At 72.0% G+C, this 14,007-nt stretch carries 9 protein-coding genes; 1 reads left to right on the top strand and 8 read right to left on the bottom strand.

What is annotated here, in order from left to right; genetic code table 11:
• Nucleotides 1-50: 50 nt before the first annotated feature.
• Both CRP27_RS08340 and CRP27_RS08335 read right to left on the bottom strand, forming a co-directional pair.
• Nucleotides 51-1,037, bottom strand: coding sequence for an SRPBCC family protein (locus tag CRP27_RS08340; RefSeq protein WP_097180191.1), 987 nt, complete (start codon nucleotides 1,035-1,037; stop codon nucleotides 51-53).
• The gene (locus tag CRP27_RS08335) at nucleotides 1,037-1,480 is read right to left on the bottom strand and encodes a helix-turn-helix transcriptional regulator (protein ID WP_097180190.1); all 444 of its coding nucleotides are present in this window, start codon (nucleotides 1,478-1,480) and stop codon (nucleotides 1,037-1,039) included. The genes CRP27_RS08340 and CRP27_RS08335 overlap by 1 nt, the downstream gene beginning before the upstream one ends.
• 59 nt (nucleotides 1,481-1,539) lie before the next feature.
• On the opposite strand from CRP27_RS08335, the gene CRP27_RS08330 reads away from it, so the two are divergent.
• A complete protein-coding gene (locus CRP27_RS08330) occupies nucleotides 1,540-1,914 on the top strand; it encodes an ATP-dependent DNA ligase (protein WP_255257489.1) in 375 nt (124 codons plus the stop codon).
• 452 nt (nucleotides 1,915-2,366) lie between these two features.
• On the opposite strand, the gene CRP27_RS08325 is transcribed toward CRP27_RS08330, so the two are convergent.
• The 6 genes from CRP27_RS08325 to CRP27_RS08300 form a co-directional block, all read right to left on the bottom strand.
• Entirely contained in the window at nucleotides 2,367-4,154 is a 1,788-nt protein-coding gene (locus CRP27_RS08325) for a sulfite reductase subunit alpha (protein WP_097180189.1), read from the bottom strand.
• A complete protein-coding gene (locus CRP27_RS08320; RefSeq protein WP_097180188.1) occupies nucleotides 4,151-9,706 on the bottom strand; it encodes a glutamate synthase-related protein in 5,556 nt (1,851 codons plus the stop codon). Before CRP27_RS08320 ends, CRP27_RS08325 begins: the two co-directional genes overlap by 4 nt.
• A gap of 321 nt (nucleotides 9,707-10,027) precedes the next feature.
• A complete protein-coding gene (locus tag CRP27_RS08315) occupies nucleotides 10,028-11,302 on the bottom strand; it encodes a bifunctional glycosyltransferase family 2/GtrA family protein (RefSeq protein WP_176505516.1) in 1,275 nt (424 codons plus the stop codon).
• Nucleotides 11,303-11,473: 171 nt separating this feature from the next.
• Nucleotides 11,474-11,749: a hypothetical protein gene (locus CRP27_RS08310; RefSeq protein WP_097180186.1), complete on the bottom strand. Its 276-nt coding sequence runs from the start codon at nucleotides 11,747-11,749 to the stop codon at nucleotides 11,474-11,476.
• Nucleotides 11,746-13,287, bottom strand: a complete 1,542-nt coding sequence (locus CRP27_RS08305; RefSeq protein ID WP_097180185.1) for a cell wall metabolism sensor histidine kinase WalK — start codon at nucleotides 13,285-13,287, stop codon at nucleotides 11,746-11,748. The genes CRP27_RS08310 and CRP27_RS08305 overlap by 4 nt, the downstream gene beginning before the upstream one ends.
• Complete coding sequence (locus CRP27_RS08300; RefSeq protein ID WP_097180184.1) at nucleotides 13,284-14,006, bottom strand: response regulator transcription factor; 723 nt, start codon at nucleotides 14,004-14,006, stop codon at nucleotides 13,284-13,286. Before CRP27_RS08300 ends, CRP27_RS08305 begins: the two co-directional genes overlap by 4 nt.
• Nucleotide 14,007 lies beyond the last annotated feature (1 nt).

The following is a 14,007-nucleotide window of genomic DNA, read 5'->3' as shown; positions in this document are numbered from 1 at the left end:
GCCTGGAGGCGCGTGGCGGGCCCGCCACGCGCCTCCAGGCCGTCTCCTGCTCACGCCGCGGCGGTCAGTACCTCGCGTTCCAGACGTGCGTAGCTGGACTCCATCCCGTCGGTCATGCCGGTCGCCAGGACCATGTCCCGCTGCGCCTGGTCCGGGTAGGTGACGAGCAGCGTCATGAGGGTGACGCCGTCCGCCTCGTCGAACTGCAGGTCGTTGACGTTCGCCGGGAACGGCGCGCCGGTCATCCGCTCGGTCGTGACGATGCGGCGCTCCGGCTCGACGACGAGGTTCTCCCCCTCGAATCCGAACGGCTCGCCCTCGGTGTCCCCGACGGGCGCCCAGGCCTGCCGGAACGAGCCGCCGACGACCAGGTCGTTCTCGCACACCGTCATCTCCCACCCGTCCGGTCCGAGCAGCCAGCGCCGCATCAGCTCCGGCTCGGTGTGCGCGCGCCAGAGCAGGTGCCGCGGCGCAGCGAACGCGCGGGTGATCTTCACGTGGGTGTCGTCGACGAGGTCGGTGACCGTGCCCTTGCCGAGGGCGTACTCGCGGAGGTCGGCCAGCACGGTGTCGAGCTGCCCGAACGCCTGCGTGTACCCCTCGAGCATGCCCATCTCGAGCATCCGGTCGAGGTCGGCGGCGGACCCGAACGAGGTCAGGACGGTGACGCGGGAGCCGTCGCCGACACGCTCGAACGACAACACGGTCTCGCTCCCCGGCATCGACTCGTCGACGGCGCCGTCCTCGGTGGAGAACAGGTCCTCGAAGACGATCCGACGCTGCTCGTCCACCTCGCTGATCCGCCACAGGGAGAGGAAGCGTTCGCCCTGCGGGGAGGTCATCCGGTAGTCGGCGCGGCCGCCGGGGCGGAGGTCGAAGGACGTGAACGTGGCGGGGAACCCGGGCGGACCCCAGAACCGCTCGAGCTGGCGCGGATCGGCGAACGCGGCCCAGAGGCGTTCGACGGGGACGGGGAACGCGGCCACGAGGGTCATCGTGAGTTCCTCGGGGTCGGTGTGGACGGACGTGGTCGGCATCAGTGGCTCCCTTGTTCGCGGTCGTGTTCTCGGTCGTGGTCGTCGCGCGGCGCGTGGTCGCCGCGCGGCGCGTGGTCGTCGCGCGGCGCGTGGTCGTCACGCGGTGCTTGGTTGGCTCCCAGCAGTGCGTCGAGGCGGTCGATCCGCCCGCGCCACAGGTCGGCGTAGGCGTCCAGCAGCCCGCGCACCCGGTCGATCTGTCCCGGGTCGGCGCGCACGATGCGGGTGCGCCCCCGGGGTTCCTTGGTCACGAGTCCTGCTCCTTCGAGGACGGCGACGTGCTTCTGGACGGCGGCGAACGACATCGCGTAGGCGTCCGCCAGCTCGCTCACGGACGCCTCGCCGACGAGGGTGCGACGGACGATGTCGCGCCTGGTCGTGTCGGCCAGTGCGTGGAACACCCGGTCGACCTCGGCGTCGCTCAGTTCGATTCGTACAACCATTTGGTTGCACGTTACGCCGAGTGGGCGCATCGCACAAGAGGGTCGGTGTACAAGGGCGTATGGGTCACCTCATCTACGCGGGCGAGCAACTCGACCTCACGGTGGACGACCGCGCCCTGACGCACCTGCAGATCGTCATCGTGAACCTGCTCCGCCGGGAGCACCGGTTCGTGTTCTCGTGGAAGGACGACGTCCTGCGCGGCGACGGCCGGAGTGCGATCTGGCTCCACCCGAACGTGAGCCTGCACTTCAAGTTCTCCGGCAGCCGGGTGCCCTCGATCAACCGCAGCTGGCTCGAGGAGCTCTACGCGGCGGCGACCTCCGGCTCCGGTCTGGTCCTGACCCCCGAGCCGCCGGACACCAGCACCGCGGAGGACTCGGCCTGGTCGCGCGCCGTGGTCCCGGGCGACGCGGAGGACGACTCCGGCCGGTAGCACGAGCGAGCCATCGCGGTCAACGGGTACCGCACGCACGTGCAAGGCCGTAGGTTGAGGTGCACCGCGAGCGTCTGCGCCGGCCCAGGGAGCCGGAACGGGTCCGCCGGCGGTCGAGGGGGGAACCACGCGACGCGCGAGGAGTCCCGGATCAGGGGCCTCCCGGCCCACGCCCCCTCACCGTCGTCCCGGTCGCGGATTCGGGTTCCGCACCGGGACGACGGCGTCGTGCGCGTGCGCGTGCGCGTGCGCGTGCGCGTGCGCGTGCGCGTGCGCGTGTGCGTGCCGCGTGCCCTCGCACGGTGCGACGGGCCCGCCGCAGTGTGCGAGGTTCCGCGCACGGTGGGACGCTCGCGCCCTCGCACGGAGCGCGGAACCTCGCACACTGCCGAGCCGGCGGAGCCGGCCGAGCGGTCCGCGGCCCCCCGCGCCCGCGCCGCCGCCCCCGCGCCTCAGTACACGTCGCGGACGTACCGCTTCCCGCGGCGCATGTCGGCGAGGTACGCCTGGGCGTCGTCCTCGCCCTTGCCGCGCTGCGACCCGATGACGGACAGCAGTGCCGACTCGACGTCCTTCGCCATCCGCGAGGCGTCGCCGCACACGTACACGTGTCCGCCGTCCTCGAGCCAGGCGTACAGTTCCGACGCCTGCTCGAGCATCCGGGTCTGCACGTAGACCTTCTCGGCCTGGTCGCGCGAGAACGCCAGGTCGAGACGGTTCAGCACGCCCTGCTCCTGCAGCGTCGTGAGTTCGTCCTCGTACACGAAGTCGGTGTCGCGGTGCTGGTCGCCGAAGAACAGCCAGTTCCGGCCGGTGGCACCCGCGACCGCACGTTCGTGCAGGAACCCGCGGAACGGTGCGATACCGGTTCCGGGGCCGATCATGATCATCGGCGCGGACGGGTCCGCCGGCACCCCGAACGAGGCGTTCGGCTGCAGGTATACGTCCACGGTGCCGTCGGGGGACACCCGGTCGGCGAGGAACGTCGACGCGACACCGGCGTACATGCGGTGCGGGTCGCCGTAGCGGACGGACGCGATCGTCAGGTGGATCCGGTCCGGGTGCGCGAGCGGGCTCGACGAGATCGAGTACTGCCGCGCCTGCAGGGGGCGCAGGTTCGGCAGCAGCTCGTCGAGTCCCGGTGCCGCGGGACCGGCGTCGCGCAGCAGGTCGAGGACGTCGCGTCCCCAGAGCCAGCGGTCGAGCTCGTGCTTGTCACCGTGCGAGACCACGGCGGCGAGCTCGCTCGACGGTGCGCGCTGCACGAGGTCGGCGATGAGGTCCTTCGAGGGCGTCCGGATCTCGCGGTCGGTCCGCAGGACCTCGGCGATCGGCCGGCCGTCCAGCGACTCGGACCCGTTCGCGCCGACCTGCTCGAGCAGCTCGCCGACGAACACCTCGTCGTTGACCGGCACGACCGCGAGGGCGTCACCGGCGGAGTACTCGATGCCGGAGTCGCCGAGGTCGAACTCGTAGTGCCGGATCTCCTTCGCGCTGCGCGGCGAGGAGAGCAGCCGGTTCTCGACCAGCTTCGACGGGAACGGGTTGCGCTTGTTCCACTGGGAACCCGGCCTGGAGGCACGGCTCGCGCCCGCCCCGCCGGTCGCGGTCGCCGACGTGGCCGGGTCGCCGGCGGGGCCGGACGCGCCGGGCTGCGCACCGGCCTCTGCCGCGAGTCGGTCGAGCACCGCGGCGGTCCACAGCGCAGCCGGGTCCTCGAAGTCCACGTCGCAGTCGACACGGTCGTGGATCCGCGTCGCGCCGAGCTGTTCGAAGCGGGTGTCGAGGAGCTTGCCGGCCTGGCAGAACTCGTCGTAGCTGGTGTCGCCGAGTCCGAGGACCGCGTACTGCAGCCCCTCGAGCCGCGGCACGGTGGTCGCCTGGATCGCGTCCCAGAACAGGCCGGCGTTGTCAGGCATCTCGCCCTCGCCGTACGTCGAGGTGACGACGAGCACGTGCGACATCCCGGCGAGCTGCTCCGGCGTGACGGCGTCGAGCGCGGTGGCCCGACCGCCGAGCCCGCGGGCCTTCGCGCCGGTGACGAGCTCGTCGGCGAGGAACTCCGCGTTGCCGGTCTGCGTGCCGAACAGCACGTCGATCGTGGTCGTCGGGGCGTTCCCGGACGCGCGCTTGCCCGCGGCGGCGATGCCCGCGATGAACCCGGCGAGCCAGGACTCCTGGGCGGCCGAGAACGGTGCGTCGACCGGGATCAGGGATCCGGTCGGGGGCAGGAGGCTCACGCGGACACCGCCTCGGTCGGCGCCTGCGGTGCACGGCGGGCGATGTCCTCGAGCGCCGCGTTCGCGAGCAGCTCGTCGAAGCGGGCCTCGCGGACGCGGCCGTCGTTCTTGGCGTTCTGGTGCATGATCCACCCGGTGGTGCCCGGCGCGTCCATGCTGCGGTTGTTCCGCTGCGTGAGCGCGCGCTTGTAGTCGTCGAGTCGCTTGATCGCGATGAGGGTCGCGAGCTGGTCGTCCGCGAACCGGTCGAGCGTGCCGCGCAGGTACTTCACGACGCGCTGCTTCACGAAGAAGTCCTCGGTGAGGATGAGGTTCTTGACGGCCTCGGTCACACGGGGGTCGTTCGGACCCGCGGCACCGGGGACCCGCTCGAGCGCGAGGTCCTGCGCGACGCCGAGCACCGTGTACGACGACAGTAGTGAGAACATGTCGTCGCCCTGGTCGCCGAGCGCCGGGGCACGGCCGCCGAGCACGGCGCGCTGGTCGCGGTAGTCGACCTTGAACGCGCGGAGCTTGTCCGTCGCGATCGAGGTCGCCAGCTCGTCGAGCAGCTCGTTCCGGCTCGCCGCGGCCAGGATCTCGCCGGCGTCCTGGGTGAGCAGGAGTGCCCGGGGCATCCCGACGTACACGTGCCGGCGGGTGGTCTCCCACTCGGCGAGCAGGCGCTCGGCCAGCGCCGAACCCGTGGCCTCGAGGTGCCACTCGAGCAGCAGGCGGGCGGCTGCCTCGTGGAAGGACCCGCGCTCGGTGTCGGTGACGGGGAACACGAGGAGCGAGTCGGTGCTCGCGCGCTCGGTGACCTGGCCGGACGGGTCGTACTGGTAGAGGAACCCGCCGGACATGCCGTTGCCGAGACCCTTGCCGAACGCACCGAGGTTGAACACGGCACCGCCCGTCATGTACTCGCAGCCGAAGTCGCCGACGCCCTCGACGACCGCGGTCGCCCCGGAGTTGCGGACGGCGAACCGGTCGCCGGCCTCGCCCTCGACGAACGTGCGGCCACCGGTCGCGCCGAACAGGGCGAAGTTGCCGACGAGGACGTTGCCGCCCTGCTGGCCACTGCCACCGCCGGGGGCACGGACGATGATCCGGCCGCCGCTCTGGCTCTTGCCGACGCCGTCGTTCGCGGTGCCGGTGTGCTCCAGCACGATGCCGTCGTTGTTGAACACGCCGTACGACTGCCCGGCCGACCCGAGGGTGCGGATCGTGACCGCGCCGTCCACCAGGCGACGGCGGCCACGGTCGTCCGTGGTGATCGCCGGGTGCCCGGAGAGGTCGGTGTCGCGCAGCTCGTGGTTGAGGAGTCGCTCGACGTCGATGCCGAGCTGGCCGCCGACCGACTTGTCGCTGTTGCCGAGCAGCACGCCGTGCACGAGCACGTGCTCCTGCTCGTGGTCGACCAGGGCCGTGCGGACCCGCTCGAGCAGCGCGTCGTCGGTGTGGAAGTCCTTCTCGAGGTACTCCGGGTCCTCGACGACCTTCTCCGGGACCTGCGCGAGGAGGTTCCGGACGTCGAGGCGTCCGACGCTCGCCGGGTGGTCGAGGAGCTGCAGCAGGTCGGTCCGGCCGCGGGCCTCGCGCAGGGAGCGCAGGCCGAGGCGGGCGAGGATCTGCCGGACGTCGTGGGCGATGTTGAGCAGGTACTGCGCGAGCGCACGGGGGTCGCCCTCGAACGCCTCGGCGTTCGTGGTCAGGCCCGCCGGGCACTTCACGTTGCAGTTCTTCGCCATCACGCAGCCGAGCATCATGAGCGCGGTGGTGCCGAACTCGAAGCTGTCGCCGCCGAGCAGGGCGCTCGTCACGACGTCGCTGCCGGTCTGGTGCGCGCCGGAGCAGCGCAGCGTGACCTTCTGGCGGAGGCCGTTCGCGACGAGGGCCTGGTGCACTTCGGCCACGCCGATCTCCGCGGAGCGACCCGCGTACTTCAGGCTCGTGACTGCCGCGGCACCGGTGCCGCCGGTGTTGCCCGCGACGTTGATGACGTCCGCGCCGGCCTTCGCGACACCGACCGCGATGGTGCCGATGCCCTCGGAGGACACCAGCTTCACGATGACCCGGACGCGGGCGGCCTTGCAGTCGTGGATGAGCTGCGCGAGGTCCTCGATGGAGTACGTGTCGTGGTGCGGCGGCGGCGAGATGAGCTCGACGCCGGGCGTGCCACCACGGGCCGCGGCGATGTCCACCGTGACCTTCGGCGCGGGTAGCTGCCCACCCTCGCCGGGCTTCGCACCCTGGCCGATCTTGATCTCGAGCTCCTCGAGCATCGGATCGGCGAGGTAACCAGCCCAGATGCCGAACCGGCCGGAGGCGAACTGCTTGATCCGCGAGCCGCGGATGGTGCCGTAACGGGAGTGGTGCTCGCCGCCCTCACCGCTGTTCGACATGCCGCCGACCATGTTCGTGCCGTGCGCCACCGCCTCGTGCGCGGTGGCGACGAGCGCGCCGTGGCTCATCGCGCCGGACGCCAGGGTCCGGGTGATCTCGTGCGCCGGCTGGACCTCGTCGAGCGCGACGCTGTCCGGGGCGCTCTCGAGCAGCACGAGCAGGTCGACCGCCGTGCCGGTGGCGCGCAGCGTCACCTGGGTCGCGTCGACGGAGTCGACGTCGACCTGACCGGGGTGCAGCAGCGCGAGCCCGTCCGCGAGGGCCGCGTGGCGCAGTGCACCCGTGGTTCCCGTGGACGTGAGCTCCAGGCGGAAGCGGGTCGTGCCTCCCGGCAGGTCCTGGTCGTCCGCCGGACGCGAGCCGGACAGTCCGCGCACCGTGATGCTCGCGTTGCCGCTCGTCGCGAAGCGGCCGAGCTCGCGGGCGAAGTCCTCTGCCGTGTCGATGCCGGTGACGTCCGCGGGCAGCGCGAGCACGTCGCGGAGGGCCGCGGGACGGCGCGAGCGCTCGTCGTGCGTGGTCTGGAGGAACGTGACGTAGCCCGGGGTGATCCGGTGCGCGTCGATCTCGGCGTCGCTCAGCCGGTCGTAGCCGGTGTTCCGGTACGCCGTGTCGGTGATGCCGAACGCGTCGTCGAGCTGCCCGAGGGTGAGGAGCCGGAGCGCTTCGGAGTCGCCGGAGCGCTCGAAGGACGGCCGCTCCTCGGTCATGCCGCCGAAGCCGCGGACACTGGCGACACCGAACGAGTGCCCTGCTCCGTCCGAACGCTCCTTGAACAGGCCGAGCATGGGCACCTGGCCCTCGGACTCGACGCTGCGGGCGCGCTCGTGCCAGTCCGTCGCGGCCTGCGCGATCCGGGCGAAGCCGACGCCACCGACCGGGGCCTGCATGTGCGGGAAGACCCGGGCGAACAGGTCGTCACGGGTGTCGAGGTAGTTCGGCTCGAAGAACTCGCCGCCGATGTAGCTCTCAGCCGTGCAGAGCCCGACGCGTCCCATCGTCTTCGCGAGGGCCTTCTCGGCCGCCTTCCGGAACTGCTTGAGCGCGAGGTCGGTCGCGGTCAGCTCGCCGGCCGGGGCAGGGGCGGCGGGGTACTTCTCCTCCGCACGCAGCCGTGCCGACAGGCTGTACACAGCGGCGGCACCGAAGCCGAGCGCCGTCGCCACGTGGTGTGACGATGGCAGCTGACCGGACTCGGCGACCACGGAGACCCGCAGCCGCAGGCCGGTCTCGATGAGCCGCTGGTTCACGGCGGCGACGGCGAGGATGACCGGGAGGGGCGCGTGCGTCGAGGACACGTTGCGGTCGGTGAGCACGGCGATCCCGCCGGTGCGCTCGGCGAACTGCTCGACGGCGGCGCAGAGCTCGTCGACCGCGGTGCGCACGGCGGCCGCGTTCGCCTGCTCGTCGCCGAGCACCGGCACGTAGAGCATCTCGAACCGCTCGAGCGGCACGATGTCCTGGTCGCGCAGTCGGACCATGTCGAGGTGTCCGAGGATCGGGGACTGCACGACGAGCTGCCGGGTCGCGGACCCCGTGCCGTCGGGCTTCGCACCGAGGGCCACGCGCATCGACATGCCGTCGGCCTCGCGGATCGAGTCGAGCGGTGGGTTCGTCACCTGGGCGAAGCGCTGCGAGAAGTACTTCGCCATGCCGCCCTCGGTGTCGCTCAGGGCGTTGATGGCGTTGCCGTAGCCCATCGCCGAGATGCGCTCCGAGCCGTTCTGCAGCATCGGGTCGAGCATGAACCGGAAGCTCTCCTGGTTCAGCGAGTACGCGACGTAGCGGCCCGCGAGCGACAGGTCGCCCTCGTAGCCGAGCGTCGTCGTCGTGCGCTGGTACTCCGGTGCAGGCAGGTCGTCGAGGTTCACGCGGGCGGCGTCGAGCAGCGTGCCGTACGGCTTCCGCGCCGCGAGCATCTCGAGCACCTCGCGCGTGCGCATGAGCGTGCCCGTGCGGTGGTCGACGACGAGCATGCCGCCGGCCTCGATCCGGCCGCGGTGCACGACCTCGTCGGCGTCGAACTCGACCTGACCGGCCTCGGACGACACCATGAGGTACTCGGCGGTCTGCACGGAACGCAGCGGGCGCAGGCCCAGGCGGTCGAGGCGCGCGCCGACGACGTCGCCGTCGCTGAAGATCACGGCGGCCGGGCCGTCGTTCTTCTCCTCGTACAACGAGAAGTACTCGAGCATGTCCCGCACGTCGGGCGTCAGCGTGCGGTCGTTCTCCCACGCCGGCGGCATGAGCGACACCACGGCCTCGACGATCTCGAGGCCGTCGTCGAACACGCGGCTCTGCAGGGTCTGGTCGAGCCGGCTCGAGTCGGACTGTCCGGGCGGGCGGACGATGCTGCGGGTGCGCGCGCGGGCCAGGGCCTCGTCGGACAGCCGGTTCTTCCGGTCGGTGTTCAGCTCGCCGTTGTGCGCCATCAGGCGGAACGGCTGCGCCATCGTCGGGTGCGGCTCCGTGTTGGTCGAGAACCGGGTGTGGAAGTACAGCGTCCGCACCGAGTGGCGCGGGTCCCGCAGGTCGGTGAAGTAGCCGATGACCTCGCCGGAGTTCAGACGCCCCTTCAGGATCTGGGTCCGCGCGCTGAGCGACAGCGGGTACAGGGCGGCGTGCTCGGCGTGGTCGGCGGCGGCCTGCCCGTACGAGACGGCCTCGATCGCGAGCAGGGCACGGTTCGCAGCGGCGTCGACGTCCTCCCTCGTCCATTCGTCCGGCGCGCGGAAGACCCACTGCACGATCGGCAGCTGGTACTGCTCGGCCTCCGGGCGGGCGACCGAGTGGTCCACCGGGACGTCGCGGACGAGCAGGAGCTCGAAGCCCTCGTGCTCGATGGCGTCCGTCACGGTCCGCTGGGCTGCCGTCCGCTCGTCGGCACCGGACGGCACGAAGCAGTTCGCGACGCCGAAGTGGCCCGCGCGGAGCTCCTCGCCGGTGATCGCGCTGAAGAACTCCACCGACAGGTCGATGCTGACGCCCGCACCGTCACCGACGCCCTCGGCGGACTTGCCGCCGCGGTGCGGGATGGCGCACAGCGCTTCGTCGCCCTTGCGGATGACGTCGTGGCTCGGCGTGCCGTCGAGTCGGGTGATGAAACCGACGCCGCAGTCGCTCGATTCGCGGGCAGGGTCGTAGAGACCGAAGGAGGAGGGGTTCACGTGTGCGGGTCCAGTGGGGCGTTGCCGGCAGCGGACGGCCAGGCTGCATCAGTGGAGCGCTCGCCGCGGGCAGACCGGTGGTGGCAGTCGGGCCCTGTGGGGTTGTGGTGCGGTGAGGCGATGCTACGGCGCGGTATACCGCCCGCGCAACACCGCGACGTCGGGTCGCGCGGCGGGTGCTGCGGTGCGGGCGCGGTGCGGGTGTGGCGCGGTTCGCTCTCGCACAACGAAAGTCACTCCGCGCCACGGATTCCCGCGGTTCGGAGTGACTTCGGTTGTGCGAATGCCGGGCAGTCGGCGGGCGGCCGGAAGCCGCCGGGGTCACGCTGCGCGGTCCTCCACCGCGGCGATCGGCTCGGTGGCCGCGGTGCTCGCGTCCGCTGCCGGTGTCGTGCCCGGGCGGATGAGCTCCGGCCGCCGACGGGCACGGAACACCCACGCCTTGAACAGGACGAACCGGACGCCGGTGGCGACGAGGTTCGCCGCCGTCAGCACGACGATCTCCGCACCGTGCGACGACCCCGGAGCGGTGGCGTGCAGCACCACGAGCGACCCCGAGGTGATCGCCCACGCGATGCCGAACACCACGAGTCCCTGCACGTGGTGCCGGCCCGCACCCGCCCTGCCCCGCACCCCGAAGGTGAACCGTCGGTTCAGTGCGGTGTTGCCGATCGCGGTGACCAGCAGCGCGAGGAAGTCCGCCGTCTGTGCGCCGATCGCTGGCCGGAACAGGGCGTACAGCACCGCGAACGCGATGGTCGACAGCACCCCGATCGTGCCGAACCGCAGTACCTGCCCGAGTATCCCGACATGCGGCGGGGTGAACGGTCGACGGCCGATCGCCTCGTACACGTCGGCGACCGGGACACGGCCGGACGCGATGCCGCGGGAGACCCGCCACATGCCCTTGAGGTCCTCCGTCGCGGTCGAGGCGATGTGCACCGACGAGTTGACGTCGTCGACCCAGTCGACGGGGACCTCGTGGATGCGGAGCCCCGCGTGTTCGGCGAGGACGAGCATCTCGGTGTCGAAGAACCAGGCGTCGTCCTCGCAGAGCGGCAGCACGTGCTCGGCAGCCTGGCGGGTGATCGCCTTGAACCCGCACTGCGCATCGGAGAACGAGACCCCCATCGTGGTGCGGAGCAGCAGGTTGTACGAGCGGGAGATGAACTCGCGCTTGCCGCCGCGCACCACCCGCGCCGAGTCGGCCAGCCGAGTCCCGATCGCGACGTCCGAGTGCCCGGACAGCAGCGGTGCCACGAGCGGCTCGAGCGCGGCGAGGTCGGTCGACAGGTCCTCGTCGACGTAGACGAGCACGGTCGCCGGGGAGGCGCCCCAGACGGCCTTGAGCGCTCGGCCACGGCCCTTCTGCGGCAGGTGCACGGCGTGCACGTCGGGGAGCATCGCGGCGAGGTCGTCCGCGATCCGGGCGGTGTCGTCCGTCGAGGCGTTGTCCGCGATCGTGATCCGCCACGAGTGGTGGAGCGACGTGCGGCAGAACGTGTGCAGGCGTCGGACGTGGGCGGCGAGCGTGTCCTGCTCGTTGTAGCAGGGGACGACGATGTCGATGTCGAGGGTCTGGTTCGTCTCCGTCATGCGCTCATGCTCGGCAGCGGGCATACGGGGACCGAAGCAGTGGCCTGTGTCGTCCCTAAGAACCCCGGCTCGGCACGCGATGGCCGAGTCTCGTGCGCAGCGACACTCCTCGGGCACGCAAGCGCGTGATGTGTCGCTCAGCGCGAGAGTCGCGCGTGCGCTGCCTGCGCGTCAGCGCGACAGCAGGATCTGCACGACGGCGACCACCGCGAGCGCCACGATCGGGACCCCGGCGATCCAGACGCCAGCGCGGATCTGCGTCCGGCGGATCGTTGGTCGGGCGTGCGAGGTGCGCGCGAACTCCGTCGCGGCGACGAGCTCGGGGGCTGCCGCGGGCGGCGCGGGCTCCGGTTGCGGCCGGTCGTCCTCGAACGCGGGCACCTCGACCACGAGGTCGTCGGCGCGCGGACGCTCCGGCAGTCGTGCGAAGTCGTCGGCGTTCGTCATCGTGACCCCCTCGTCCCGGTGGACCCAGTGTGCGCCGTGCGCCCCGTTGCGGGCAGGTCCACCGTGAACGCCGTGCGGCCCGGCTCCGAAGCCACCCGGACGAGCCCCTCGTGCGCCGTCACCACGGCCCGGACGATCGCGAGGCCGAGGCCGCTCGTCCCGGCCTCCCGGGAGCGTGCGGCCTCGCCACGGGTGAACCGGTCGAACAGGGTCGACATGGCTTCAGCGGGGATCGGTGGTCCGTCGTTGGCCACGACGAAGCGCACGACGTCGCCGACCCGCTGCAACGACACGACGACCGCGGTGCCGGCGGGCGTGTGCGTCCGGGCATTGGCGAGCAGGTTCGTCACCACCCGGCGGAGCTGCCGCGGGTCGCCCGACACCACGAGCGGGTGGTCGTCGAGCATCTGCAGCGTCCACCGGTGTCCGGGGGCGGTCGCGCGGGCGTCCATGGTGGCCTCGACGACGAGCGACGTCAGGTCGACGGGCTCCCGAGCGGGTGCCGGCCCGGATGCCATCGCCGCGGCGTCGAGGCGCGCGAGCAGCAGCAGTTCCTCGACGAGGTCGCCCATCCGCACGGCCTCACGCCCGATCCGGTCGACGTTCCGGTGCATCGCGTCGACGTCCGTCGAGGTCGCCGTGAGCTCGGCGTACGCCCGCACGGTCGCGATCGGCGTCCGCAGTTCGTGCGAGGCGTCGGCGATGAAGGTCCGCATCCCGGTCTCGGCGTCACGCCGGACGGTGAGCGCACGGGCGACGTGTCCGAGCAACCGGTTCAGCGCGGTGCCGACCTGCGCGACCTCCCGGTTCGCCTCCAGGTCGGCAGGGGCGACGCGGAGGGGGATCTCCGGCTCGCCGCGCTCCAGGTCCAGGGCGGTCACGTCGGACGCCACCGACGCGACGCGTTCGAGCGGCCGGAGGGATCGCCGGACGAGCAGTCGGAGGGCGAGCGCCGCGATGAGCAGTCCGACCACCGTGACGACGCCGATGACGAGCAGGAGTCGGGTGATCGCCGCGTCGAGGTCGCCGAGCGGCAGCGCCGTGACGAACACGTCGCCGTCGTCGCCGACCGCCTGCACCCGGTACGTGCCGAGCGCGCCGAGGTCGATCGTGGCGGGGTCGCCGTCGCTCGACACCGCGGCGAGCGTCCGCTCCTGCGCCGAGGTGAGCCCGTGCTGCTGGCCGTCGCTGTCGGTGTACCCGCCGAGCACGACCTTGCCGTCGCGGAAGATCGCGACGACGGTGCCGGCCGACTGTCCGGGTGCGCCGATGAACGCGTTGTCCGGGTCCGAGCCCGTCGCGCTCGAGGGTGGGGGTGGCCGCTGGCCGTCCGGCCCGCCGACGGTCCGGTTCGCCGCCGTCGACAGTTCGGCGTCGAGTCGCTGCACGAGGTACCCGCGGAACGCGACGACGGTCACGGCTCCCACGACGACGTTGGTCGCGACGAGCAGGAGCGCCACGGCCGCCACGATCCGCCACCGGAGCGACGGCACGCGACGCGGCCTGGAGGCGCGGATCGCCTCGGGCGATCGGCTCACGTCGTCGGCCTGAGCACGTACCCGGCCCCGCGGACCGTCTGCAGCATCGGCTCGCGTCCGGCGTCGAGCTTCTTCCGCAGGTACGACACGTACATGTCCACGAGGTTGGACGACGTCCCGAAGTCCATGCCCCACACGTTCGCGAGGAGCTGTTCCCGGGACAGCACCCGGTTGGCGTTCCGGGCGAGGTGCCGCAGCAGCTCGTACTCGGTCGGGGTGAGGTCGAGCGGGTCGCCGGCACGGCTCGCGGTCCGGGCGTCCTCGTCGAGGCGGAGGTCGCCGACGGTCGTCTCCGACGCGCCACCGGTGGCCGCCACCCGGGCGGAGGTCCGTGCGAGGATCCGGGCCCGCACGAGCAGCTCGTCGACGCCGAAGGGCTTCGTCAGGTAGTCGTCGCCGCCACCGGTGAGCCCGGCGAGCCGGTCCTCGGGGGCGTCCCGCGCGGTGAGGAACAGCACGCGGACGTCGTCCCGGGCGTCCCGCAGCCGTTCGAGCACCGCGAAGCCGTCGATGTCCGGCAGCATCACGTCGAGCACGATCACGTCGGGCTGGAACTCCCGCGCCGCGAACAGGACGTCGCGTCCGCGGTGCACGGCCCGCACGGACCAGCCGTCGCCCTCGAACGCGAGGGCGACGGCGTCCGCGAGGGCGTGCTCGTCGTCGACGACGAGGGCGCGGACGGGGCCGCCGTCGGTGCGCTGCAGCGGTGACGCGGGCATG

Source organism: Curtobacterium sp. 314Chir4.1, assembly GCF_900215175.1.
GTDB classification, from domain to species: Bacteria; Actinomycetota; Actinomycetes; order Actinomycetales; family Microbacteriaceae; genus Curtobacterium; species Curtobacterium pusillum_A.
Note: the sequence above shows the minus strand (reverse complement) of the source record. Positions and strands in the feature narration are given on the sequence as shown.